Source organism: Micromonospora sp. NPDC049171 (genome assembly GCF_040648275.1).
In the GTDB taxonomy this organism is placed as follows: Bacteria; Actinomycetota; Actinomycetes; order Mycobacteriales; family Micromonosporaceae; genus Micromonospora.
This window is the reverse complement of the sequence record NZ_JBEZDJ010000017.1, coordinates 1-23,628: the sequence shown is the minus strand read 5'-3', so window position 1 is coordinate 23,628 and position 23,628 is coordinate 1. Positions and strand designations below refer to the sequence as shown.

Genomic DNA, 23,628 nt, shown 5'->3' with positions numbered 1-23,628 from the left:
GGGCCACGGGGTGCCGCCACCCGACCGACGCGCAAGGGCGATCAGCGAGGCGCACTCGGGGGTTGCGGGCGTGTTAACGACCAACTATGTTAGCGATCACATCGATGTGCCGCGATAGGCCTCCGGGCAGCCCGTCGCGACCACGGCGGCAACCGCTCCACCACGCCGCGCCGACGACCGCCAGCACCGACGCGCACCGTGGCAGTTCGAGCACCGCCGACCGCCAGAACCCCACCGTGCGTAGCACCCCCCATAGCGCACCCGTCCCCGTACCAAAGTCCCTGGAGGTTTCCATGCCACCCCTGCCCCTCAGCCGTCGCCACCTCCTTCAGGCCGCCGGAGCCACCGCGGTGGTGTCCGCCACCGGCACCACCCTCGCCGCCGGCAGCGCCGCGGCCGCCGTGGTTCCCCCGGTCCGGGCGGACATCGGCGTCTCGGCGTACGCGTTCGACCTCGGTCAGGTGCGGCTGACCTCCGGCCGTTGGATGGACAACCAGTCGCGGACGCTCAACTACCTGCGGTTCGTCGACGTCGACCGGATGCTCTACAACTTCCGGGCCAACCACCGGCTGTCCACGAACGGCGCCGCCACCAACGGGGGCTGGGACGCGCCGAACTTCCCGTTCCGCACCCACATGCAGGGCCACTTCCTGAGCGCGTGGGCGTACGCGTACGCGGTGCTGGGCGACACCACCTGCCGGGACAAGGCGAACTACATGGTCGCCGAGCTGGCCAAGTGCCAGGCGAACAACGGCGCCGCCGGATTCGGCGCGGGTTACCTCTCCGGCTTCCCGGAGTCCGACTTCAACGCGCTCGAGGCACGGACGCTGTCCAACGGCAACGTGCCCTACTACTGCATTCACAAGACCCTCGCCGGCCTGCTCGACGTCTGGCGCTACATCGGCAACACGCAGGCCCGCACCGTGCTGCTGTCCCTCGCCGGCTGGGTCGACAACCGGACGAGCCGACTGAGCTCCAGCCAGATGCAGTCGATGCTGGGCACCGAGTTCGGGGGCATGAACGACGTGCTCGCCGACATCTACCAGCAGACCGGCGACAGCCGGTGGCTCGCCACCGCGCAGCGGTTCGACCACGCCGGCGTGTTCGACCCGCTGGCCAACAACCAGGACCAGCTCAACGGCAAGCACGCCAACACGCAGGTGCCCAAGTGGATCGGCGCGGCCCGGGAGTACAAGGCCACCGGGACCACCCGTTACCGGAACATCGCCAGCAACGCGTGGAACATCACCGTCGGCGCGCACACCTACGTCATCGGCGGCAACAGCCAGGCGGAGCACTTCCGGCCGCCCAACGCGATCGCCGGCTACCTCACCAATGACACCTGCGAGCAGTGCAACACGTACAACATGCTCAAACTGACCCGGGAGCTGTGGCTGATCGACCCGAACCGGGCCGACTACTTCGACTACTACGAGCGCGCGCTGATGAACCACCTGATCGGCGGACAGAACTCGGCCGACAGCCGCGGCCACATCACCTACTTCACCCCGCTGCGGCCAGGTGGCCGTCGGGGCGTGGGCCCGGCGTGGGGTGGCGGCACCTGGAGCACCGACTACAACTCGTTCTGGTGCTGCCAGGGCACCGGCCTGGAGATCAACACGAGGTTGATGGACTCCATCTACTTCTACAACGGCACCACGCTGAGCGTGAACCTCTTCACGCCGTCGGTGCTGGACTGGACGCAGCGCGGCATCACCGTCACCCAGACCACCAGCTTCCCGGTCAGTGACACCACCACCCTGACCCTGGGCGGCTCGATGAGCGGCTCGTGGAGCATCCGGGTGCGGATCCCGTCCTGGACCAGCGGTGCGACGATCTCCGTCAACGGCACGGTGGAGAACGTCACCACCACGCCGGGCAGCTACGCCACCGTCACGCGCACCTGGGCCGCGGGCGACACCATCACCGTGCGGCTGCCCATGCAGGTCGCCGTCAAGGCCACCAACGACAACGCCAACGTCGGCGCGGTCACCTACGGCCCCACGGTGCTGGCCGGCAACTACGGCAACACGGCGCTGAGCACCCTGCCCACCCTGACCGTCTCCTCGATCACCCGGACCAGCACCAGCTCGCTCGCGTTCACCGCCACCGCCAACGGGTCCACGGTGAACCTCGCCCCCTTCTACGACGCCCACGGCTACAACTACACGGTCTACTGGAACACCAGCGGCAGCGGCGGCGGCCCCACCGGCAGCTACCGCCTGGTCAACGTCGGCACCGGCCTGGTCCTCGGCGTCCAGAACATGTCCACCGCCGACGGTGGTCTGGCCGTGCAGTGGAGCGACAGCGGCACCGCCGACCACAACTGGGTGGTCGTGACCGATGGCAACGCGGTCCGCTTCCGCAACGCCCACAGCAACAAGGTGCTCGGTGTGGAGAACATGTCCACCGCCGACAACGCCCGGGTCCTGCAGTGGGCGGACAACGGCACCGCCGACCACCGGTGGATCCTCGTCGACAACGGCGACGGCACCTACAAGATCCGCAACGTCAACAGCAACAAGCTGCTCGGCATTCTGAACGCCTCGACCGCCCTGGGCGCCCAGGCCGTGCAGGACTCGGACAACGGCAGCGCGGACAACCGCTGGCGGCTGGTCCGCAACGCCTGACGATCCGCCCAGGGCCTGTGTCAAAGTCCTCGGTCGAGCCGAGGCGGAGTCCAGGCGGCGATCCGGCAAGGCGGAGATTGGTCCGGATACCGGTGTTGTATCCGGACCAATCTGCAACGCGGCCGGTCGTCGTCTGGGGCCGTCGCAGGCCGGCCAGGGGCTTTGACACAGGCCCTAGGCCGGCGCGGTCACCCCGCGGACCGCGCCGGCGACGCCGGGCGGGCGGTCGGCAGCGGTCGTACAGTGGCAGGGTCCTGGCCCCAGTGATCGTGGCGGATCTGTCGGCGCGTGCCGCCCTCCGCCCGGAAGGAGCACAGTGAACCGACCCATTCGGGCCGCGCTCGGCGGTGCCCTGACCGCCGTCCTGCTGACCTCCGTCGCCGTCGCGCCCGCACAGGCGCACCCCGCAGGACGGCTGCCCACCGTCCTCGCCCTGCCCGACGGGTTCCCACCCGAGGGCATCGCCACCGCCGGCCGGTACGCCTACGTCGGCTCCCGCGCCACCGGCGCGATCCAGCGCCTCGACCTGGTCACCGGCCGGGGCACGACGATCGGCGCACCCACCGGCACCCCGTCCCTCGGCCTCAAGATCGACCCACGGGGCCGGCTCTTCGTCGCCGGGGGCACCGCCGGCGACGCCCGCGTGCTCGACACCCGCACCGGCGAGGTGCTGGCGAGCTACCAGTTCGCCACCACCCCGACGTTCGTCAACGACGTCATCCTGACCCGCGACGCCGCGTACTTCACCGACTCGAACCGGCCGGTGCTCTACCGGCTGCCGCTCGGTCGCGGTGGGGCGTTGCCGTCCGCCGACGGCTTCACCACCATCGCCCTGACCGGGGCGTACGCGCAGGTCGGCACCGGCGTGAACCTCAACGGCATCACCACCACACCGGACGGCAGTGCGCTGATCGTCGTGCAGTCCAACACCGGGACGCTGTACCGGGTCGACCCGGCGACCGGCGCTACCACCGTCGTGGACGTGCCCGGCTACACCTTCACCAACGGCGACGGGCTGCTGCTGCGCGGGCGCACCCTCTACGTCGTACAGAACAGCCTCAACCAGATCGCGGTGGCCACGCTGAACCACGCCGGCACCAGGGGCACGGTCACCGGCACCATCACCGACCCGAGCTTCGACGTGCCCACCACCGTCGCCGAGGCGCTGGGCCGGCTCTACCTGCCCAACGGCCGCTTCACCACACCCCCGACGCCGACCACGCCGTACACGGTCGTCGCGGTCCGCGCCGGCTGAGCGCCCGAGGGGGTACGCGCACCGCGGGTGCCCCCTCGGCAGCCCAGGCCAGGGCCGGTCGTCAGTAGGATCACGGGCACCTCGGCGAAGACTGTCGCCCTCTGCACCCGGAGCCCGCGTGGCCGACCGCCGTTCGCACCGCCCTCTGCGTCGCGCCCTGGCCGTCGGCTGCCTGCTCGCCGCCGCCGCACTACCCGGCGGGGCGCCGGTGACCAGCTCGACCGACAGCACCGGGCCCACGATCGTGCGGGTGCTGCAGATGAACCTCTGCAACAGCGGTCGCGCCGGCTGTTTCACCGGCCGAGCGGTGCACCGGGCCGCCGAAGTGATCAGCGCCGAGGCACCCGACCTGGTCACCCTGAACGAGATCTGCCGGGACGACGTCACCACCCTGGAGGGGGTGTTCGCGACAGTCCACACCGGCCGGCGGGTCGTGTCCGCGTTCCAGGCCGCCGGTGACCGCCCCAGCGGGGACGACACCCGGTGCCGCAACGGCCAACCGTACGGCGTGGGACTGTTGACGCGGGTGCGGACAACCGACACCCCGCCCGCCGTGTATCGCGGGATCCACCCGACGCAGGACCTCGCGGACCCCGAGGAACGCGCCTGGCTCTGCGTCGACGTCGACGGGGTCCTGCTCGCCTGCACCACGCATCTCGCAAACACCGGTGACGGTGTCGCGCTCACCCAGTGCCGGCACCTGCTCGACACGATCCTGCCGACCGTCCGCCGGCGGACCGGGCACGCGCCAGTCCTGCTCGGCGGCGACCTCAACCTCCGCGACGGCGGCGACCCGGACGTACGGTCCTGCACGCCGCCGGGTCACCAGCGCATCGACGACGGCGCGCGGCAACACATCGTGGCGACGACCGACATCGGTCTCTGTTGTCGCAGGTCCGTGGCGATGGGTGGGGCGACCGACCATCCCGGGCTGCTGGCCACCCTCCGCATCGACGGCAGTCGGCCCGGCCGGCCGCCGACCTGACCCCGTACCCGCCCGGTCGCCGCTCAGCGCGGCGGGTTGTCCCGGCGGGACGGGAACGGGGTGCCCGGCTGACCGAGGGTGGATCGGGCCCGCAACCCGACCGGGTCCGGGGCGACGGCAGGCGTCGCGGGCGTCGGCTCCGGGGCCCGCCGCCCATCGAGGTACGCGGCGGCGGCCCGGTCGTCGTCGGTCGGGGCGGCGAGCAGGGCGTAGAGCAGACCGACCACGCCGAAGATCACCGCCACCATGATCGGGACCAGCAGCGTGCTCACCTGGGCGCCGGTCACCCCGCCCACCCGTTCGTGCCGGTGCACCGACAGGGCACTCATGCCGGTGAAGTGCATCCCGTTCACGGCGACGCCCATGACCAGCGCGGAGGCGAAAATCGCCAACCCTCGGCGGACGGTCATCGCGAGCCACAGCGCGACGGTGGACGCCACGACGGCGATGACCACCGAGAGCACAACCCGGGTGGTGTCGTAGCCGAGGCTGCCGTTGAGGCGCATCGCCGCCATCCCGGTGTAGTGCATGGAGGCCACCCCGGCACCGGTGAAGACGCCACCGGCGACAAGTCGTAGCGGATTCAGCCGGCCGGTGCCCACGATGGCCAGGCCGATGCCGACGGCCACCACGGCGATGGCCGTGCTCGCCGCGGTCAGCGGCACGTCGTAGCGGATCCGGGTGCCCTGCACGGCGAAGCCCAGCATGGCCATGAAGTGCATCGCCCAGATGGCGGTGCCGCCCAGCGCCCAGGCCGCCAGCAGACCCCACCAGGCCCGCTGGCCGGTGGTGCGCGCGGTGCGGATACGTCCGGCGCACACCAGCCCGAGGACCGAACCGAGCACGGACAACGCGTAACTCAACGCGGGCGTGATCCACCCGTACTCAAAGTGATTGATGTCCGCCACAGCGGTCTTCCCCCGTTCGTTACCGGCGCGTTAACAGGCGCGCTCGGCAATGATCAGGGGTGGCGTGAACAGGCGCAACAGTGCCCCCCAAGCTATTCGGGGGGTGCTGTCGCGGTGACTGTCCGAAGCGCCGACTCGTCGGCGCCCGTAACTGAGTGTGACGATCAGGCGGAGGTGTGGTAGGCCAGCACGCCCCGGTTGACGGCCGCGATCGCCTGGCGGGCGGTGGACCGCAGCTCTGGCGAGGCACCGCCGGAGTCGGCGAGCTGACCCAGCAGGTCGACCACCTGTCGCGCCCACCGGACGAAGTCACCGGCGGGCATCTCACCGTCGATCTCGTGACCGCTGCCGAGCACCTTGGCCAGCGCCTCGCCCCGCGCCCAGCGGTAGACGGGCCAGGCGAAACCCAGATCCGGCTCCCGGGTCGCGGTCAGCCCGCGTGCCGCCTCGTCGGCCTCGATCTCGCCCCACAGTTTCAGCGTCTCCTCCACCGCGTCGGCCACCGGCCCGCGCGGCAACGACGCCCGCTCGTCGACGTCGCGGCGCGCCTCGAAGACCACCACCGACACCGCGGCGGCCAGCTCCGACGGCGACAGCCCGTTCCACACCCCCCGGCGCAGACACTCGGCGACCAGCAGGTCCGCCTCGGTCCAGATCCGACCGAGCATCCGACCGGCGTCGGTGACCGCGCCGTCGCGGCCCAGGTAACCGCGGTCGGTCAACAACGCCACGATCCGGTCGAAGGTCCGCGCGAGCGACCCGGTCCGCCCAGAGACCCGCTCCCGCAGCTCCTCGGTGTCGCGCTCAAGCCGCCGACGCCGCTCCGCCCACCGGGCATGGTCGTCGCGCTCCGGGCAGGCGTGGCAGGGGTGGTTGCGCAGCTCCGTGCGGAGCTGGGTGAGCCGATGGTCCTCGCCGGTCGCCTGCCGGGAACGGCCACCCCGTCGGCCGCCGTGCCGGTCCAGGCCGGTGCCGCTGACCTCGGCGGCCAGATCCCGGCGGGCGGCCGGTGAACGGTGGTTGAAGTGCTTGGGCACCCGGATCCGGGCCAACACCTCGGCGGGGGTGGTGAAGTCGCCGAGGCTGACCCGACCGGCCCAGCGGTCCTGGGTCAACACCATCGGCCGGGGCTCCCCGAACCCGCCGGTCGCCGGGTCCAGCACGACGGCCAGCCCGGCCCGCCGGCCCGACGGCACCCGGATCACGTCGCCGACCCGCAGCCGCTCCAGCGCCGCCACCGCGGCGGCCCTGCGCTGGGTCTGCCCCTGCCGGGCGATCGCCTTCTCCCGGTCGGCGATCGCCACCCGCAGCGCGAAGTACTCGTCGAAGTCGCCGTGGTGGCAGGCGGCCTCCGCGCCGTACGCGTCGATGGTCTCGGTGTTGCGCTGCACCTGCCGGGCCAGGCCGACCACCGACCGGTCGGCCTGGAACTGGGCGAACGAGGACTCCAGCAGCGCCCGGGCCGGCTCCGCGCCGACCGTGCCGACCAGGTTGACCGCCATGTTGTACGACGGTCGGAAGCTGGAGCGCAGCGGGTAGGTGCGGGTGGACGCCAGACCGGCCACCTGCCGTGGGTCGGTCTCCGGGGACCACACCACGACGGCGTGCCCCTCCACGTCGATGCCCCGGCGGCCGGCCCGGCCGGTGAGCTGGGTGTACTCCCCCGGGGTCAGGTCGACGTGCGCCTCGCCGTTGTACTTCACGAGGCGTTCCAGGACCACGCACCGGGCCGGCATGTTGATGCCCAGCGCCAGGGTCTCGGTGGCGAAGACCGCCTTGACCAGACCGCGGACGAACAACTCCTCGACGATCTCCTTGAACACCGGCAGCATGCCGGCGTGGTGGGCGGCCAGGCCGCGCTCCAGGCCGTCGAGCCACTCCCAGTAACCCAGCACCGACAGGTCCTCGCCGGGGATGGCGGTGACCCGCGACTCGACGACCCGGCGGATCTCGGCGCGCTCGTCGGGCGAGGTGAGCCGCAGCCCGGCGGCGAGACACTGCTGCACGGCGGCGGCGCACCCGGCGCGGCTGAAGATGAACAGGATCGCCGGGAGCAGGCCCTCGCGGTCCAGTCGGTCGACGATGTCCGGTCGCATCGGGCCACGCCAGCGCGGGCCACGGCGGCCCGCACCGGGCCCCGCGCTGCGCCCCTCGCCCAACTCCAGTCGCCGCGCGGTCTCCCGGGTGTAGCGCAGCAACTCCGGGTGCACGTCGTGCTTGCGCGCCGCGTCGGCGTCATGGAACAGGTCGAACATCCGCTTGCCGACGAGCATGTGCTGCCACAACGGCACCGGCCGGTGCTCGCTGACCACCACGGCGGTCTCGCCGCGCACGGTGACCAGCCAGTCGGCGAACTCCTCGGCGTTGGACACGGTCGCCGACAACGAGACCAGGGTGACCGAGGCCGGCAGATGGATGATCACCTCTTCCCACACCCCGCCCCGGAACCGGTCGGCCAGGTAGTGCACCTCGTCCATCACCACGTACGCCAGCCCCTGCAACGTGCTGGAGCCCGCGTAGAGCATGTTGCGCAGCACCTCGGTGGTCATCACCACCACCGGCGCGTCACCGTTGATGGCGTTGTCGCCGGTCAGCAGGCCGACCTGGTCGACGCCGTACCGGGCGACCAGGTCGTGGTACTTCTGGTTGGACAACGCCTTGATCGGCGTGGTGTAGAAGCACTTGCGCCGGGCCGGCGGGGTCGCCGCGTCGTCGGCCGCCGCCGGGTCGCCGGGCCGCCCCCGCAGAGCCAGGTGTACGGCGAACTCCCCCACCACCGTCTTGCCGGCGCCGGTGGGGGCGCAGACCAGCACACCGCTGCCCCGCTCCAACGACTGACACGCCTCCCGCTGGAAGTCGTCGAGGTCGAACCCCAGGTCAAGGGCGAACTCGTCCAGCGCCGGAAACTCTGCGGCCTGTGCGGCCCGGCGGCGCGCCGCTGCGTACCGCTCGGCGGGGCTCGACATGACACCAAGATTAGTGCGTGCCGGCACGGGACACCCCACAAGGCCGTCCGGTTGGGCCATCGGGGGCGATCGGTAGGGTGCACGGCGTGCCGGACCATGCCGAACCGCCCCAGACCCGTCCGCCGGGCAGCGCCGAGGCCGCCGCCCCCCGGGCGTCCCGACGGCCTGTCAAGGCGGTGCTCTTCGACTTCCACGGCACCCTGGCCCAGGTGGAGGAGCCCCGGCAGTGGGTGCTGGAGGCCGCGGCGGCGTGCGGGGTCACCCTGGACCGCGTCAAGGCCACCTCGCTGGCCGACCGGCTGCTGACCGCCGGGCGCGCCGGCGGGCCCCTGCCGGCACGGGTGCCGCCCCGGCTGGCCGAGCTGTGGGCCGACCGGGATCTCTACCAACACGCCCACCGGGGCGCGTACGTCGGGCTCGCCGAGACCGTCGACGCGGGAATCGAGGGCTTCGCCGACGCGCTCTACGAGCGGCTGCTGACCGCCGAGGGCTGGCAGCCGTACGCCGACGCCGCGCCCACGCTGACCGCGCTGCGGGACGCCGGGGTGCCGGTGGCGGTGGTCAGCAACATCGGCTTCGACCTCCGGCCGCACTTCGACACCTGGGGGTTGACCGACCTGGTCTCCGCGTTCGCCCTGTCGTACGAGGTGGGACGCTGCAAACCCGACCCGGCGATCTTCTGGCGGGCCTGCGGGATGCTCGGCGTCGACCCGGAGCAGACGCTGATGGTCGGTGACACCCCGTCCGACGCGGGCGCGGTGGCCGCCGGCTGCTCGGTGCTGGTGCTCCCGGCCGCCGAGCCGGGCCGGCAGAACGGGCTGGGCGCGGTGCTCGACCTCGCCCTGCCGGCCTGAACCCGCCGTGCTGTGCCGTCAGCCGGGGAGGTGAATCACCGGTAGCTCGTCGCCGTACCGGGCCTCCCCGGTGAGGATCGAGGCGTCGTGTTCGAGGACGGCCAGCGCCGTGGTGGCCAGGTCGGCACGGCCCGTCAGCGTGCGCCAGAAGCTGAGCTCGTGCCAGGAGTGCCCCTCGGTCGAGAGCACCGCACAGGCGTCCAGATTCAGCAGCCGATGCAGAGTCGCTCGTTCCTTCGGGTCGTCGACGATCGCCAGGGCCTCCGCCGCGGTCACGGCGGTGACGCCGAACCTGTTGCGGTCCTGGATGACCTCGTGCAGCGGCTCCCCGACATGCACCGACCCCGCCAGGTACGCCAGCAGTGCCGACCGGTCCAGCACGAGCCGGACCGGTCGGTCGTCCTCGGGGCTCACGCGGCCGGTTGTTCGGGCGTTCCGGCGGCGGCGTCCAGCGCGTGCTGGCGGGCCCGTTCGCGAAGGGCGCTGCGGCGCTCCGGCGACCAGTCGGCCTCCACGGCGGCCCGGCGGGCGCGCGCCTCGGCCACGCCCTGCTCGGTGATCGGGATGCCCTGGTGGGCCAGCTCCGCGTCCAGGGCGTCCAGCCGCATCCGGTCGCGGACGGCCTGGGTGATGTAGGCGCTGGCGTTGGACTCCCGCTCCAGGCGCTCAGCCACGTCGGGTGGCACGGAGATCGATAGTTTCCGCATCGCACTCGTCACACCAGGAACCGTACGCCGGTAGCACCGTGGGTGGCGAACATCTACCGCCGTGTCGGCTTTGCGGTCTCGCGGCGCACGGCCAGAGCGGTCGGAACCTCGGAGCGCCAGCCCGGATACCCCGGTGGCGAGCGGCGAGACACCGCCGCTCGACACCGAGGCCAGGGCGGTCAGGCGGCTCCAGCTTCGCGCAGGGGACGCCAGGCGAGGACGGTGATCGTCACCATCACGGCGGCGGCGATCCAGAACGGTGTGGTGATCTCCCAGACGCTGGCGAACAGGCCGCCCAGGAGCGACCCCAGCGCGGCTCCGCCGAGATCCAGCAACGCGTACACGCTGCCGACGCGGCCGCGTAGCGGTGGCGGCACGACCCGCTGCCGGGCCGAGGTGACGACGATGCCCCACACCATGGCATGGATGCTGAACACGACCAGGGCGATGGCGGCCAGCCAGGGTGTCGTCGTGATCGCGAGGGACACGTGGGTGACGATCTCGACGACGAGGCCGGCGCGCAACACGGTGGCGTTGCCGAGCGCTCGCGTGAGTCTCGCGGCGATGGTCGTGCCGACGAGGCCGCCGACCGCGAACGCGGTCAGCAGGAAGCCGTAGCCGACGCCAGACACACCCAGACGCTCCCGGCAGTAAAGTACGAACACGGCGAACGCGGCACCGAACGCGATGTTGCTCAGGCCCATGCTGACAGCGAGGAGCCGCAGCAGGCGGTGTTGCCACAACCACTTCAGACCTGCGGCGACCTCGGCACGCAGTGAGGTCTGCTGACGGGGTTTCGCGGAGACCGGCTGAGGTCGGATACCCGCTATCAGCGCCGCGGAGATCGCGAAGGTGAGCGCGTCGACGCCGAAGGGTACGGCGGCGGAGATGACGAACAACCATGCGCCGAGCGGCTTGGCGACGAACTGGTTGCCGACGGTGAAACTCGCGTAGAGCCGGGCGTTGGCGCTCGCCAGTTCGTCGGGGGCGACCACCGCCGGGAGTAGGGCACCCATGGCGGTGTCCGCGAGGGTTTCTCCGACACCCAGGATGAAGAGCACCAGGTAGATGATGATCACGCTGACGGTCTCGGTCGCGATGGCAGCCGCCAACCCCGCCAGGGCTCCTGCCCGCGCCAGGTTGACAACCATGACCATGCGGCGCCGGTCGAGTCGGTCGACATAGGCGCCGCTGATCAGGGCGAACAGCAGCCAGGGCAGTTGCTGCGCGAAGACGGCGCCGGCGATGAGGGCCGGTTTGTCGGTGACGGAAGCGACCAACAAGGGGCCGGCAGCCATGGTCACGCCGTCGCCGACGTTGGACACCGCGGCGGCGGTCCACAGTCTGGTGAAGTCCGCGCCAAGACGCGCGGATACAAGGGCACGCAAAAGAGCTCCTCGAGCCAGGGAAGGAAACGGTCGTCGTCAGACCGCTCCGCGGCGAGGAGCACCAGAGCACCGGCGGGAATCCCCGGTGCTGCCCGATCAGTACCGGGCGGGCTCTCGCGGCGAAGCGGAGACCGTGACCAGGTCGAGGCGCATCCCTGCTCCCAACTGTGGATCGATATCGTTCCGAACAGGGTAGCCGCCCATCGAGGCTCCTGTATCCCCGCAGACGCTCGCCAGACGGACGAGCAGCAGACGCGGGCTTCGCCACGAACCGACTGGGAGGGCACGCATTTCGGCAGGTGGACACCGCCGCCTGACGGCCGGAGCCGAGCGCCTACCGTCGTGCCCGTGACCGAGACCCTGCTGCCCACGCCATCGCCGGCCGAGACGCCACCGGCCCAGCGGGGTGGCGTCGTCGCCGTGGGGCTGGTGCTCGGCGGGGCGCTGTCGGTGCAGTTCGGCTCCGCCATGGCCGCGCTGCTGTTCCCGCGTACCGGCGTGGCCGGCGCGGTGACCCTGCGGCTGACCATCGCGGCGGTGCTGCTGCTCATCGTGTGCCGGCCCCGACTGCGCGGCCACGACCGGTCGGCCTGGCTCGCGGCGGGCGCGTTCGGGCTGGCGCTGGCCGGCATGAACTCGCTGTTCTACCAGGCCATCGAACGCATCCCGCTCGGCCCCACGGTGACGCTGGAGGTGCTCGGGCCGTTGGCGCTGTCGGTGGTCAGCGCCCGACGACTCGCCAGCTGGGGCTGGGCCGGACTGGCGTTGGCCGGGGTGGCGCTGCTCGGGCAGGGCGGCTTCGACCGGCTGAACCCGGTCGGGGTGGCATTCGCGTTCGGCGCGGGCGCCATGTGGGCCGCGTACATCGTGCTGAGCGCCCGGGTCGGCGGACGGTTCCCGGGCGCGGACGGGCTGGCCCTGGCGCTGACCCTCGCCGCGCTCGTCACCCTGCCGCTGGGCATCGTCGACGGCGGCGCGGTGCTGCTCGACCCACAGGTGCTGGCGCTCGGCACCGGGCTCGCGGTGCTCGCCTCCGGGCTGCCCTACACCCTGGAGCTGCTCGCGCTGCGGCGGATGCCGACCGCCACGTTCGCGGTGCTGATGAGTCTCGGCCCGGCCATCGCCACCCTCGCCGGGTGGCTGGTGCTGCGGCAGGCTTTGACCCTGCTGGAGTGCGCCGCCGTCGTGCTGGTCATCGCGGCCAGCATCGGGGCGGTGCGGTCACCGCAGCAGCCGCAGGGCGCCCGGGACGGCGCTGATCGTGACCGGCAGCTCCAGGGAGCGTTCCCCGTCGGCGTAGGTGACGATGCCGTCGGCGGCCAACTCCACGGTCCGGGCCCGATAGCTGGTCACCAGGGGGTGGCTGACGTGGGTGCCCTGGTAGATGCGCGGCTTCACCCGGATCAGGGTCCGGCGGTTGACGCGACCCGCGACCACCACGTCGAGCAGCCCGTCGGTCGGGTCGGCGGCGGGACAGATCCGCATGCCGCCGCCGTACGTCGGGCAGTTGCCCACCGCCACCAACACCGCGTCGAGGTCGAGCGGCACCCCGTCGAGGCGCAGCGTGTAGTGGCGGGGCCGCAGCCGGGCCAGCTCGACCAGGATCGCCAGGTCGTACCGGCGGGGGCCGCGCGGCCAGCGCATCCGGTTGGCCCGCTCGTTGACGATCGCGTCGAACCCCGCCGCGAGGACCGCCCCGAACCAGCGCTCGGCGCCGTCGACCCCGGTCATCCGGGCCAGATCGACGACGTGGGTCCGGTCGGCCCGCAGCGCTGACGCGATCACGTCCACCGCCGCCACCGGGTCGGCGGGGAAACCGGTGTCCAGGGCGAAGTCGTTGCCGGTCCCCGCCGGCACCGGACCGAACGGCACGGCGGTGCCGGCGACCGCCTGCATCGCCCGGTGCACGGTGCCGTCCCCGCCGATCGCGACCAGCGCGCCGACGCCCTCGGCGACCGCGGCCCGGCAGGCCGCCTCCGCCTCGCCCGGACCGGACGCGGCCAGCAGCCGGACCGGTCGGCCGGCGCCGGCCAGCCCGTCCAGCAGCCGCGGCAGCAGGGTGCGGTGGCGTCCCCGACCGGCGGTCGGGTTGGCGAGCACGGCCACCGGGCCATCAGCGAGCGGCAGGCGGTCGATGGGGCCACCAGCGACCGGCAGGCGGTCGGCCGGTCGCCCAACGACCGGGAAGCGGTCGGCCGGGCCATCGGCGGGCGGGCCGGGCAGGTGATCGTCTGCGGTCACGGGCAGCACCGTACCGGTCGGGCGCCCGACGTTCACCGGGGGCACGTGCCGTCACCGACGCCGCGGGTAACGCGACGACGCCGCCCCCGGGAAACGGGGACGGCGTCGGCTGACCGGGTGGTGCGGGGCCGTCAGGTCATGTCGTCGTAGCGGCGCTCGATCGGTGCCGGTGGGGCGACCGGCTCGGGTACGCCGATCGGGGCGGTCGCGTCGACCCGCTGCCCGGCCACGACCGGGTCCGCGTCGAACTCCAACGGCGACACCTCGTCGTCGTCGATGCCGGCGTAGATCTCCTTGCCCCGCCCTCGCCGCCTGTCGTTGAGGAAGGCGATGCCCACCGCACCGAAGTAGAGCGCGGAGAGGCAGATCGCCAACGCGGTCATCCCAAACGGGTCCGGGGTCGGGGTGACCACTGCGGAGAACGCGAAGAACACGAAGATCGCCACGCGCCACCAGCTGAGCAACCGCTTCGCGCTGGCGATGCCCACGAAGTTGAGCATCAGCACGACAAGCGGGAACTCGAAGGCCACACCGAACAACAGGATCAGGTTGGTGACGAAGGAGATGTACTTGGTGATCTCCAGGGTCGTGCTGATCTCGCTGTCCGAGATGCTGAGCAGGAACTCCAGGCCCTTGGCCGTGACGAAGTACGCCAGCACCGCGCCGGCCGCGAACAGCGGCGCGGCGAGGGCGGTGAAGAAGTACGCATAGCGCCGCTCGTGCCGGTGCAGGCCGGGCGCGATGAACGCCCAGAGCTGGTAGAGCCAGATCGGCGCGGCCACGATCAACCCGACCCAGAGCGCGACCTTCAGGTTGAGCAGGAACAGGTCGGCCGGGCCGAGCTGCACGAACTCGCACTTGCCGTCGACATATCGGGCCTGCGGCAGGTCACAGTAGGGCTGCTGGAGCAGGTGCAGCACCGGCTTGGCCAACCAAAAACCGAAGCCGAAGCCGATCAGGATCGCCACGGACGCGCGGAAAAGACGGTTGCGCAGCTCGCGGACATGCTCGATGAGCGTCATCGACCCGTCGGCGGCCCGCTCGAACGCCTTGGGGCCGCGTTTACGCAGTGCGAAGGCCACGGTGGTGGGGCCCTTCGGTCAGTTGTCGCGGACGCGGTGCACCGGGTCGACGACCGGCTGCTGCTGCGGCGGCGCCTGCTGGTACGGCGCCTGCTGCGGCTGCCCGGCGTACGGTGCCTGCTGCCCGGCCTGCGGCGGCAGCGGCTGGTAGCCGGCCTGCGCGTCGGCCTTCTCGGCGAGGTCGCGGTCGTCTTCCTGCAGGCTCTTGGTCTCGGCCTTGATGATCCGCAGCGACCGACCCAGCGAACGGGCCGCGTCGGGAAGCCGCTTCGCACCGAAGAGCAGGATCAGCACAACCACGAGAACAGCGATGTGCCACGGCTTGAGGGCACCCATGAGAAGCTCCAGTCGCTTTGTGTCCGAGGGGTGGTACGCAGCCCATCGTACGTGCGGATCGGCTGCCCGCCACCCGCCGGGTGGGGGTGGTTCGACCCGAAGGGTGAAGTCTTGACCAACGCGCGATGATCGTCAACTGCCGCCGGGAACCGGCTCGGCCGGGCCGGATCAGCCGCGCTTGGCCTTGATCACCGCGAGCCGCTGGGACGTGGTGTCGAGCTGGCGTTGGACATCCTCGGCACGTTGCTGCAACACCTCGGCGGTCTCCCGCAGCGCCTCGGCCTCGGCGGCCCGCCGCTGCAGGGCCACCGCGGCACGGTGCAGCCGAGGCAGCCGGGTCAGCACCGGGCGCACGGCCAGCGCGAGCGCCACGAGCGGGAGCAGCACCACCGCGAGCACGATCCAGATCAGCACGGCGGTCAGCCTACTGGGTGCGGCCGGCCACCGCCGGGTCACCCGTCGGCGCGCTCGGCGCGTCGAGGGCGGGCAGCCGGGGTGCGGCCGTGGGGGCGGGCACGGCGTACGCGTCAAGTGCGCTGGCCGCCGCCGCCCGCACCTGCTCGGCCAGCTCGACCGGGGCGACCACGACGGCGTCCGGGCCGAGGCCCAGCACGAACCTGCGGGCCCACCCCAGGTCGGTCACGCGCAGCGAGACGAGCCACTGGTCGCCGTCGCCGGCCTCCACCCGCTCGCACGGATAATATTCGGTGATCCACCGCTCGCCCCGACCGATGCGCAGCGTGATCAGCGGCAGGTCGGCCGAGGGGCGGAACACGCCCTCGGTGAGGTCGTGCGGGACGGCCTGCGGCGGCACCGTGGCCGGCTCGGCCAGCTCGGTGATCGCGTCGATCCGGTCGGCCCGGAACAGTCGGACGGCCTCCGCGCGCCGACACCACGCCTCCACGTACGCCCGACCGCCGACCATCAACATCCGCAGCGGGTCGATGACGCGCTCGGTGGTCTCGTCCCGGGCGGCCGTGTAGTAGGTGATCCGCAGCGCCCGGCCGCCCTCCACGGCGGCACGCAGCGCCTCGACCCGCGGGGTGTCCCCGGGCAACCGCACCGCCACCGGGGCGCCGACCAGGTCGCCCGCGGCCTCGATCTTGGCCAGGGCCCGTTCGACGGCCTCGCGGTTGGCCACCCCGGGCGTCTCGGCGAGCATCCGCAGTGCCACCACCAGCGCGAGGGCCTCGTCCGGGGTGAGTCGCAGTGGCCGGTCGATGCCGGCGTCGTAGGTGATGGTCACCCGGTCACCGTCGAACGCCATGTCGATCAGGTCGCCGGGGCCGTAGCCGGGTAGCCCGCAAACCCACAGCAGCTCCAGGTCCTCCCGGAGCTGACGGTCGGTGACACCCAGGTCACCGGCCGCCTCGGCGATCTCGATGCCGGGTCGGGCCAGCAGGTAGGGCACCAGGTTGAGCAGTCGGGCCAGCCGGTCGGCGGACGCACGGGAACCGCCCCGGGCGGCCGGGCGGGTCACCGGGCACCCCCGGCGACGGCCAACTCGTCGTGGCGGACGGCGATCTCCTTGAGTCGTTGGATGACCGCCTCGCGGACCTCCGGTGGGTCGAGCACCCGCACGTCCGGCCCGTAGCCGACGAGGTGACCGGCCAACCCGTCCGGGTCCGCGTACGGCAGGACCAGGCGGTCGCCGTCCGGCCCGGTGGTCACCTCCACGGCCCAGCGGCGCAGCCCGGCGGCCCGGCCCGGTGCGGCCAGCACGGTGGCCCGGCCGGTGCGCTCCACCGGACCCGACCAGCGGGCGACGTGGCTGATCAGGTCGACGTTGGCCGGCGGCTCGTACGCACCAGGCGCACCGGTCACCCGGACCGCGCCGACCACCCGGGACAACCGGAAGCAGCGGGTCGCCGCCCGGTCCAGGTCGTAGCCGACGACATACCACCGGCCGCGCCAACAGACCACGCCCCACGGTTGCAGTCGCCGACGGCTGGGCGCGTCCCGGTCGGGCACCCGGTAGTCGAAGCCGACCTCGCGGCGGTCCCGGGCCGCGGCCGTCAGCGGCGCGAACGCCGGATCGACAGTGACCATCGGCTCCAGACCCAGGGTGGCCTGCGGGTCCACGTCGACCCCGGCGGCGCGCAGCTTGGCCAGCCCGGACGACGCGGCGGCGGCCAGACCGGCGTGCTGCCACAGCCGGGCCGCGATGCCCACCGCGGCGGCCTCGTCCGGCTCGAGCAGGATGTCGGGCAGCGCGTACTCGCGGTGGGCGATGCGGTAGCCGGGCTCGGCGTCGAAGGCGCTCGCCGTGCCCGTCTCCAGTGGCACACCCAACTCGCGCAGCTCGGCCTTGTCCCGCTCGAACTTGCGTTGGAACGCCTCGTGGTCGCGCACGTCGTCCGGGTCGTGCTCATAACCGGGCACGGTCGCGGCGATCTGCGCGGCGGTCAGGAACCGTCGCGTGGACAGCAGACAGATCACCAGGTTGACCAGGCGTTCGGTGCGGGTCCGCGACACCCGGTAGACGCTAGCAGCCGACACGCCCACACCGTGCACCCACGCGGGCGTGCCGCACACATGTTCGGATCGGGCCTCCCCCGGCGCGCCGCCGCCGCTCGGTCATAGGGTGATCCTCATGTCGCAAACGGAGGCCAGGCCGGAGAGCGAGAGCATCGGCACCGTCGTCGTCGCCGGCGCCGCCAACCTCGCCATCGCGATCGCCAAGCTGGTCGCCGGGCTGATCTCCGGCTCCGCCGCGATGCTCTCCGAGGCGGCACACTCGGTCGCCGACACCACCACCGAGGTGCTGCTCTTCCAGGCGCTGCGCCGGGGCGCCCGGCCCGCCGACCAGCGACACCCCTTCGGGTACGGCAAGGAGAGCTACGTCTGGGCGTTCTTCGCGGCGATGTTCACCTTCGTCGCCGGTGCCGGTTTCGCCGTCACCCACGGCGTCACCACGATCCTGGTGCACGAGCACAGCGGCGACTACCTGGTCTCGTACATCGTGCTCGGGGTGTCGTTCGTCATCGAGTCGATCTCGCTGACCCGGGCCGTGCGCCAGGTGCGCCGCGAGTCGCGACGCTGGCAGACCACGCCCCGGCGCTTCCTGCGGCTGACCGCCGACACCACGATCAAGGCGGTCTTCCTGGAGGACAGCGCGGCCCTGATCGGTCTGCTGCTGGCCGGGGCCGGTGTCGGCCTGTCGCACGCCACCGGCGACGAGGTGTGGGACGGCGTCGCGTCGATCCTGATCGGGCTGCTGCTGCTCACGGTCGCCGGGATCCTCGCCGGCAACAACCTGTCACTGCTGGTCGGCCGGGCCGTCCCCGAGCGGCTGCGCCGCGAGATCGAGCAGGATCTGGCCGGGCTGCCCGAGGTGGAACGCATCGACACCCTGTTGACCATGCAGCTCGGCCCGCAGGACATCCTGGTCGCCGCGAAGGTCGACTTCCGCGACGAGGCCACCGGCGCGCAGATCGAGGCCACCGCCGACGAGGCCGAGCGCCGGCTCACCGACCGGTACCCGGAGATCCGCTTCGTCTTCCTCGACCCGACCCGTTCGATGCCGGGCGCCACCGGACCCGTCCGACACACCCAGGCCGGGCCGACCCCGGACGCCGGCGGCCCCGACCCGACCTGATCCGACACCCCCACCGCACCCGGGCGCGGACCGTCCGGGCCGCGCGGCTAGCGTGCCCGTCATGGTGCGATGGCGTACGGGGACGGTGGCGACGCGGCGACGGCAGTGGACCGGGGCGGTGGAGCTCGACGTCGACCTGCCCGACGGCACCCGCATGCGGGCGCTGGCCTACCCGGAGCTGGTCGGCACGCCCGAGCCCGGCGACCGGGTACTGCTCAACGCCGGCGCGCTGCTGATGGGGTTGGGCACCGGCGGGTACGCCCTCGTGGTGGCCCTGCCGGACCGGCTGCCCCCGGACCCGCCGGACGTCGGCGACACCCGCGACGCCGGGCACCTGGTCAAGGCCCGCTACACCCCGTTGCAGCCGATCCTGCTCGGCGTCGACGAGGAGGCGTCCCCGCACCGCGCGGTGCTGGCCGAAGCGGACCACCTGGGCGGCCTGCCGGTGGTCACCGCCGACCTGCACTCGGCGCTGCCGGCGATCCTGGCCGGCATCCGGGCCGACGCCCCGCAGGCGCGGGTGGCGTACCTGCTCACCGACGGCGGGGCCCTGCCCGCCTGGTTCTCCCGCACCCTCGCGGGCCTGCGCGCCGACCTGGCCGGCACCATCACCGTCGGGCAGGCCTTCGGCGGCGACCTGGAGGCCACCACCCTGCACGGCGGCCTGCTCGCCGCCCGGTACGTGCTCGGCGCCGACATCGCCATCGTGGCCCAGGGGCCCGGCAACCTGGGCACCGGCACCCGGTGGGGGTTCTCCGGCGTCGCCGTCGGCGAGGCGGTCAACGCGATCGTCACGCTGGGCGGACGGCCGGTCGGCTCGCTGCGCATCTCCGCCGCCGACCCCCGCCCCCGGCACCGGGGCGTGTCGCACCACAGCCTCACCGCGTACGGCAGGGTGGCACTCGCACCGGCGGAGCTGGTGGTGCCCGACGACCTGGACCCGACCCTCGCGGCCGAGGTGGACGCGGCGCTGGCCCCCCTCGCCGCCCGGCACCGGATCGTCCGGGTGCCCACCGCCGGTCTCGACGCCGCACTGCGCGCCAGCTCCGTGCCGCTGTCCACGATGGGCCGCGGTCTCGACGCCGACCACGCGTACTTCCTCACCGCCGCCGCAGCAGGCCGCCACGCCACCACCCACCTCACCTAACCGCCCCCGGCCCCCGCACCCCGCACCCCGGTGGTTGATCATGAGGTTATTGCCCGCCGCTTCGGCGTGTCATGGCAATAACCTCATGATCAACGCGCGCTGGGGGTGGGGTGGGGTGGGGTGGGTGGGGGGTCGGGGTGGGTTAGGCCAGGAAGATTAGGGCTAGCCAGCCGCCGACGATGAGCACCAGCGCCAGGGCCAGCACCCACGTCGGCACCGTGTAGTCGCCGCGGCGGTTACGGTCGACCTCGGCGCGGATCTTCTCCCGCCGGCGTTCGACCCAGTTCTGCCGCTCGGTGCCGCCCTCAGGGCGGTCGGAAGGTCCAGAAGTCGTCATGGCGCGCTCAGCTTAACCGCTCGGTGCGCCGGGCTGACCGGCCCCGTCGGCGCAGCGCACCGCCGGGGCCGGCAACCGGTCACATGCTGGCGATCAACCGCTCCACCCGCTCGTCGTACGCCCGGAACGGGTCCTTGCAGAGCACGGTGCGCTGCGCCTGGTCGTTGAGCTTCAGGTGCACCCAGTCGACGGTGAAGTCCCGCCGCTTCTCCTGGGCGTGCCGGATGAACTCGCCGCGCAGCCGGGCCCGGGTGGTCTGCGGCGGGGTCTCCTTGGCCTCGAAGATCTCCGGGTCGGTGGCCACCCGGTCGACCTCGCCGCGCCGCTCCAGCAGACCGTAGAGGCCGCGGCCGCGACGCACGTCGTGGTAGGCCAGGTCCATCTGCGCGACCCGGGGGTGCGACAGCGGCAGGTCGTGCTTGCGCTGGTAGCGCTCGATCAGCCGCAGCTTGCTGACCCAGTCGATCTCCCGGGAGACCGGCTCCAGGTCACCGCTCTCCACCGCGTTCAACACCCGCCCCCACAGCTCGACGACCCGCTTGGCGGCCTGGTCGCCCCCGCGCCGCTCGACGAACTCGGTCGCCTTGGACAGGTATTCCTGCTGGATGTCCAGGGCGCTGACCTCCTTGCCATTGGCCAGCCGCACCTTGCGCCGACCGGTGATGTCGTGCGACACCTCCCGGATCGCCCGGATCGGGTTTTCCAGGGACAGGTCCCGCATCACCACCCCGGCCTCGATCATCCGCAGCACGATGTCGGCCGTGCCGACCTTGAGTAGCGTGGTGACCTCGTTCATGTTGGAGTCACCGACGATGACGTGCAGCCGCCGATAGCGCTCGGCGTCGGCGTGCGGCTCGTCGCGGGTGTTGATGATCGGGCGGCTGCGGGTGGTCGCCGAGGAGACACCCTCCCAGATGTGCTCGGCCCGCTGCGACAGGCAGTAGACCGCGCCGCGCGGGGTTTGCAGGACCTTGCCGGCCCCACAGATCAACTGCCGGGTGACCAGGAACGGGATGAGGACGTCGGCCAGCCGGCCGAACTCCCCGTGCCGGGAGACCAGGTAGTTCTCGTGGCAGCCGTACGAGTTGCCGGCCGAGTCGGTGTTGTTCTTGAACAGGTAGATCTCACCCGCGATGCCCTCGTCGTGCAGCCGCTTCTCCGCGTCGACGAGCAGGCCCTCCAGGATCCGCTCGCCGGCCCGGTCGTGGGCGACGAGATCGGTCACCGAGTCGCACTCCGGTGTCGCGTACTCCGGATGCGACCCGACGTCCAGGTAGAGCCGGGCTCCATTACGCAGGAAGACGTTGCTCGACCGACCCCAGGACACCACGCGACGGAACAGATACCGCGCGACCTCGTCCGGGGACAGCCGCCGCTGCCCGCGATAGGTGCAGGTGACGCCGTACTCGGTCTCGAGGCCGAAGATTCGCCGCTCCATGGTGAGACATTAGCCGCCCGGAGGCCCCGTTCGTCACTGTCACACCACAGGTCGTGCCCCGGGGGCGGTCACATACCGGTTGAGTGCGACATTCCGTCCGGCCCGATGCTCGCCACGAACCGCCGGCAGTTGTCGTACTCCGGCAGCAGGCCGGTCTCGCGGGCCTGGGCGAGCGTCGGCGCCGCGTCGTCGCGCGCGGACAGCAGCGGGACGTCGGCCGGCCACTCGATGCCCAACTCCTCGTCAAGTGGGTGCACCGCGTGCTCACCTGTCGGGTTGTAACTGGCCGAGCAGAGGTAGCTCAACGTCGCGTCGTCGGTCAGCGCGCAGAAACCGTGCCCCAGCCCCTCGCTGAGGTAGACCGCCCGGCGGTCGGTGTCGTCCAGCCGGACGCCCTCCCAACGACCGAAGGTCGGCGAGCCCACCCGCAGGTCCACGATCACGTCCAGGACCGCGCCACGCACACAGGTGACGTACTTGGCCTGCCCCGGCGGGACGTCGGCGAAGTGGATGCCGCGCACCACACCGCGGGCGGAGACCGACAGGTTGGCCTGGGCCAGCCGCAGCGGATGCCCCACCACGTCGGCGAGCTTGTCGAAGCGGTACCACTCCATGAACATGCCGCGCGGGTCGCCGTGCTGCTGGGGGGTGATCTCCCAGGCGCCCTCGATGCTCAACTCCCGGATCTTCACCAGGTCACCCCGTGGCTGCCGTTCGGCTCGCCGAGCAGACCGAGCAGGTAGTCGCCGTAACCGCTCTTGGTCAACGGCGTGGCCAGCGCGCGCAGCTGGTCGTCGTCGATGAGGCCGGCCCGCCAGGCCACCTCCTCGACACAGCCGATCTTCAGACCCTGCCGCTCCTCGACCACCCGGACGAACTCGGCCGCCTGCATCATCGAGGTGAACGTGCCGGTGTCCAGCCAGGCGGTGCCCCGATCCAGCACCGTCACCGACAGCTCCCCGGTCTCCCGGTACACCTCGTTGACCGCCGTGATCTCCAGTTCGCCGCGGGCGCTCGGGGTGAGCTTGCGGGCGATGTCCACCACCCGGTTGTCGTAGAAGTACAGACCCGGCACCGCGTAGCGGGACTTCGGCCGGGCCGGCTTCTCCTCGATCGAGAGCACCCGACCGGCGTCGTCGAAGTCGACCACACCGTATTCCTGCGGGTTGGCCACCTGGTAGGCGAAGACCCGCCCACCGACCGGGTCACCGTGGGCGGCGAGCTGCCGGCCCAGGCCACCGCCGTGGAAGATGTTGTCACCCAGGATCAGCGCCACCGACTCGGCGCCGATGAAGTCCGCACCGAGGATGAAGGCCTGCGCGATGCCCTCCGGTCGCTCCTGGCTGACGTACTCCAGCCGCAACCCGAACTGGCTGCCGTCGCCGAGCAGCCGACGGAACTGGTCCTGGTCGTCCGGGGTCGTGATCACCAGGATCTCCCGCACCCCGGACATCACGAGGGTGGAGAGCGGGTAGTAGACCATCGGCTTGTCGAAGACCGGCATCAGCTGCTTCGAGACCGCACGGGTGATCGGCCAGAGCCGGGAACCGGTGCCGCCGGCAAGTAGGATTCCACGCACCGGGGCAGCCTAGCGGCACAAAAGCCGGCTGCGCCGGGGGGTCGCGCCCCGCGCACCGCACCCAACTTCGCGTACACTTCCCGACCCGTGAGGATCCTCGTCACCGGCGGAGCCGGATTCATCGGGTCGGAGTACGTTCGCCTGCTGCTGGGCAAGCCCCTCGGTAGTGCCGACGGC

Annotated in this window: 21 protein-coding genes and 1 pseudogene; 7 read left to right on the top strand and 15 right to left on the bottom strand. The window is 72.1% G+C overall.

The features are described from left to right. Positions 1-293 precede the first annotated feature (293 nt). The 3 genes from AB0B14_RS21455 (at position 294) to AB0B14_RS21445 (ending at position 4,870) form a co-directional block, all read left to right on the top strand. Positions 294-2,630 carry a beta-L-arabinofuranosidase domain-containing protein gene (locus AB0B14_RS21455; protein ID WP_357523751.1) on the top strand — a complete coding sequence of 779 codons (2,337 nt, stop codon included), beginning with the start codon at positions 294-296 and terminating at the stop codon, positions 2,628-2,630. Positions 2,631-2,946: 316 nt separating this feature from the next. Further along, entirely contained in the window at positions 2,947-3,885 is a 939-nt protein-coding gene (locus AB0B14_RS21450) for a superoxide dismutase (protein ID WP_357523749.1), read from the top strand. A gap of 118 nt (positions 3,886-4,003) precedes the next feature. Continuing rightward, on the top strand, positions 4,004-4,870 hold the full coding sequence (locus AB0B14_RS21445) for an endonuclease/exonuclease/phosphatase family protein (protein WP_357523747.1): 867 nt from the start codon (positions 4,004-4,006) through the stop codon (positions 4,868-4,870). A gap of 23 nt (positions 4,871-4,893) precedes the next feature. Here the strand turns inward: AB0B14_RS21445 and AB0B14_RS21440 are convergent, their stop codons facing one another. After that, a complete protein-coding gene (locus AB0B14_RS21440; RefSeq protein ID WP_357523745.1) occupies positions 4,894-5,778 on the bottom strand; it encodes an MHYT domain-containing protein in 885 nt (294 codons plus the stop codon). 164 nt (positions 5,779-5,942) lie between these two features. Then, positions 5,943-8,744 carry a DEAD/DEAH box helicase gene (locus AB0B14_RS21435; protein ID WP_357067275.1) on the bottom strand — a complete coding sequence of 934 codons (2,802 nt, stop codon included), beginning with the start codon at positions 8,742-8,744 and terminating at the stop codon, positions 5,943-5,945. A gap of 86 nt (positions 8,745-8,830) precedes the next feature. On the opposite strand from AB0B14_RS21435, the gene AB0B14_RS21430 reads away from it, so the two are divergent. Continuing rightward, entirely contained in the window at positions 8,831-9,598 is a 768-nt protein-coding gene (locus AB0B14_RS21430) for an HAD-IA family hydrolase (protein WP_357523743.1), read from the top strand. 18 nt (positions 9,599-9,616) lie between these two features. On the opposite strand, the gene AB0B14_RS21425 is transcribed toward AB0B14_RS21430, so the two are convergent. From AB0B14_RS21425 to AB0B14_RS21415, 3 genes are all read right to left on the bottom strand, one after another. Continuing rightward, on the bottom strand, positions 9,617-10,012 hold the full coding sequence (locus AB0B14_RS21425) for a hypothetical protein (protein ID WP_357067271.1): 396 nt from the start codon (positions 10,010-10,012) through the stop codon (positions 9,617-9,619). Further along, positions 10,009-10,305, bottom strand: coding sequence for a hypothetical protein (locus AB0B14_RS21420; protein WP_357523932.1), 297 nt, complete (start codon positions 10,303-10,305; stop codon positions 10,009-10,011). Before AB0B14_RS21420 ends, AB0B14_RS21425 begins: the two co-directional genes overlap by 4 nt. A 179-nt stretch (positions 10,306-10,484) precedes the next feature. Further along, entirely contained in the window at positions 10,485-11,693 is a 1,209-nt protein-coding gene (locus tag AB0B14_RS21415; protein WP_357523741.1) for an MFS transporter, read from the bottom strand. A gap of 468 nt (positions 11,694-12,161) precedes the next feature. On the opposite strand from AB0B14_RS21415, the pseudogene AB0B14_RS21410 reads away from it, so the two are divergent. After that, a pseudogene (locus tag AB0B14_RS21410) lies at positions 12,162-12,845 on the top strand (EamA family transporter); the annotation flags it as partial. 69 nt (positions 12,846-12,914) lie between these two features. On the opposite strand, the gene AB0B14_RS21405 reads toward AB0B14_RS21410, so the two are convergent. The 6 genes from AB0B14_RS21405 to AB0B14_RS21380 form a co-directional block, all read right to left on the bottom strand. Next, positions 12,915-13,829 carry a diacylglycerol kinase family protein gene (locus tag AB0B14_RS21405; protein ID WP_357523930.1) on the bottom strand — a complete coding sequence of 305 codons (915 nt, stop codon included), beginning with the start codon at positions 13,827-13,829 and terminating at the stop codon, positions 12,915-12,917. Positions 13,830-14,065: 236 nt separating this feature from the next. Further along, positions 14,066-15,016, bottom strand: a complete 951-nt coding sequence (gene tatC, locus AB0B14_RS21400) for a twin-arginine translocase subunit TatC (RefSeq protein WP_357067267.1) — start codon at positions 15,014-15,016, stop codon at positions 14,066-14,068. Positions 15,017-15,034: 18 nt separating this feature from the next. Continuing rightward, positions 15,035-15,352, bottom strand: a complete 318-nt coding sequence (gene tatA, locus AB0B14_RS21395; protein ID WP_357067265.1) for a Sec-independent protein translocase subunit TatA — start codon at positions 15,350-15,352, stop codon at positions 15,035-15,037. 168 nt (positions 15,353-15,520) lie between these two features. Next, the gene (locus AB0B14_RS21390; RefSeq protein ID WP_357067263.1) at positions 15,521-15,766 is read right to left on the bottom strand and encodes a hypothetical protein; all 246 of its coding nucleotides are present in this window, start codon (positions 15,764-15,766) and stop codon (positions 15,521-15,523) included. A 10-nt stretch (positions 15,767-15,776) separates the two neighbouring features. Then, complete coding sequence (locus tag AB0B14_RS21385) at positions 15,777-16,832, bottom strand: YafY family protein (RefSeq protein ID WP_357067261.1); 1,056 nt, start codon at positions 16,830-16,832, stop codon at positions 15,777-15,779. Further along, the gene (locus tag AB0B14_RS21380; RefSeq protein WP_357523928.1) at positions 16,829-17,827 is read right to left on the bottom strand and encodes a WYL domain-containing protein; all 999 of its coding nucleotides are present in this window, start codon (positions 17,825-17,827) and stop codon (positions 16,829-16,831) included. Before AB0B14_RS21380 ends, AB0B14_RS21385 begins: the two co-directional genes overlap by 4 nt. Before the next feature lie 118 nt (positions 17,828-17,945). Here AB0B14_RS21380 and AB0B14_RS21375 point away from each other — a divergent pair, with 118 nt between their 5' ends. Together AB0B14_RS21375 and AB0B14_RS21370 are read left to right on the top strand one after the other, a co-directional pair. Next, positions 17,946-18,950 (top strand): cation diffusion facilitator family transporter, encoded by a 1,005-nt coding sequence (locus AB0B14_RS21375; RefSeq protein ID WP_357067259.1) that lies wholly within the window; start codon positions 17,946-17,948, stop codon positions 18,948-18,950. 61 nt (positions 18,951-19,011) lie between these two features. Beyond that, entirely contained in the window at positions 19,012-20,097 is a 1,086-nt protein-coding gene (locus tag AB0B14_RS21370; protein ID WP_357523739.1) for a DUF3866 family protein, read from the top strand. 142 nt (positions 20,098-20,239) lie between these two features. On the opposite strand, the gene AB0B14_RS21365 is transcribed toward AB0B14_RS21370, so the two are convergent. The 4 genes from AB0B14_RS21365 to rfbA all read right to left on the bottom strand — a co-directional run bounded on the left by AB0B14_RS21365 (position 20,240) and on the right by rfbA (position 23,451). Beyond that, complete coding sequence (locus AB0B14_RS21365) at positions 20,240-20,434, bottom strand: hypothetical protein (protein ID WP_357067255.1); 195 nt, start codon at positions 20,432-20,434, stop codon at positions 20,240-20,242. 79 nt (positions 20,435-20,513) lie between these two features. Then, a complete protein-coding gene (pafA, locus tag AB0B14_RS21360) occupies positions 20,514-21,872 on the bottom strand; it encodes a Pup--protein ligase (RefSeq protein WP_124816920.1) in 1,359 nt (452 codons plus the stop codon). 68 nt (positions 21,873-21,940) lie between these two features. Then, positions 21,941-22,564: a dTDP-4-dehydrorhamnose 3,5-epimerase gene (gene rfbC, locus AB0B14_RS21355; protein ID WP_357067253.1), complete on the bottom strand. Its 624-nt coding sequence runs from the start codon at positions 22,562-22,564 to the stop codon at positions 21,941-21,943. Beyond that, positions 22,561-23,451 (bottom strand): glucose-1-phosphate thymidylyltransferase RfbA, encoded by an 891-nt coding sequence (gene rfbA / locus AB0B14_RS21350; RefSeq protein WP_357067251.1) that lies wholly within the window; start codon positions 23,449-23,451, stop codon positions 22,561-22,563. The genes rfbC and rfbA overlap by 4 nt, the downstream gene beginning before the upstream one ends. Between the last annotated feature and the right edge of the window lie 177 nt (positions 23,452-23,628).

Excerpts from the sequence above, each read along its gene's own strand:
- AB0B14_RS21370 (WP_357523739.1), top strand. The coding sequence starts at position 19,012 with ATGGTGCGATGGCGTACGGGGACGGTGGCGACGCGGCGACGGCAGTGG.
- AB0B14_RS21455 (WP_357523751.1), top strand. The coding sequence starts at position 294 with ATGCCACCCCTGCCCCTCAGCCGTCGCCACCTCCTTCAGGCCGCCGGA.
- AB0B14_RS21420 (WP_357523932.1), bottom strand. The coding sequence starts at position 10,305 with ATGCGGAAACTATCGATCTCCGTGCCACCCGACGTGGCTGAGCGCCTG.
- pafA (WP_124816920.1), bottom strand. The coding sequence starts at position 21,872 with ATGGAGCGGCGAATCTTCGGCCTCGAGACCGAGTACGGCGTCACCTGC.
- tatA (WP_357067265.1), bottom strand. The coding sequence starts at position 15,352 with ATGGGTGCCCTCAAGCCGTGGCACATCGCTGTTCTCGTGGTTGTGCTG.
- AB0B14_RS21365 (WP_357067255.1), bottom strand. The coding sequence starts at position 20,434 with ATGACGACTTCTGGACCTTCCGACCGCCCTGAGGGCGGCACCGAGCGG.
- AB0B14_RS21435 (WP_357067275.1), bottom strand. The coding sequence starts at position 8,744 with ATGTCGAGCCCCGCCGAGCGGTACGCAGCGGCGCGCCGCCGGGCCGCA.
- AB0B14_RS21375 (WP_357067259.1), top strand. The coding sequence starts at position 17,946 with ATGTCGCAAACGGAGGCCAGGCCGGAGAGCGAGAGCATCGGCACCGTC.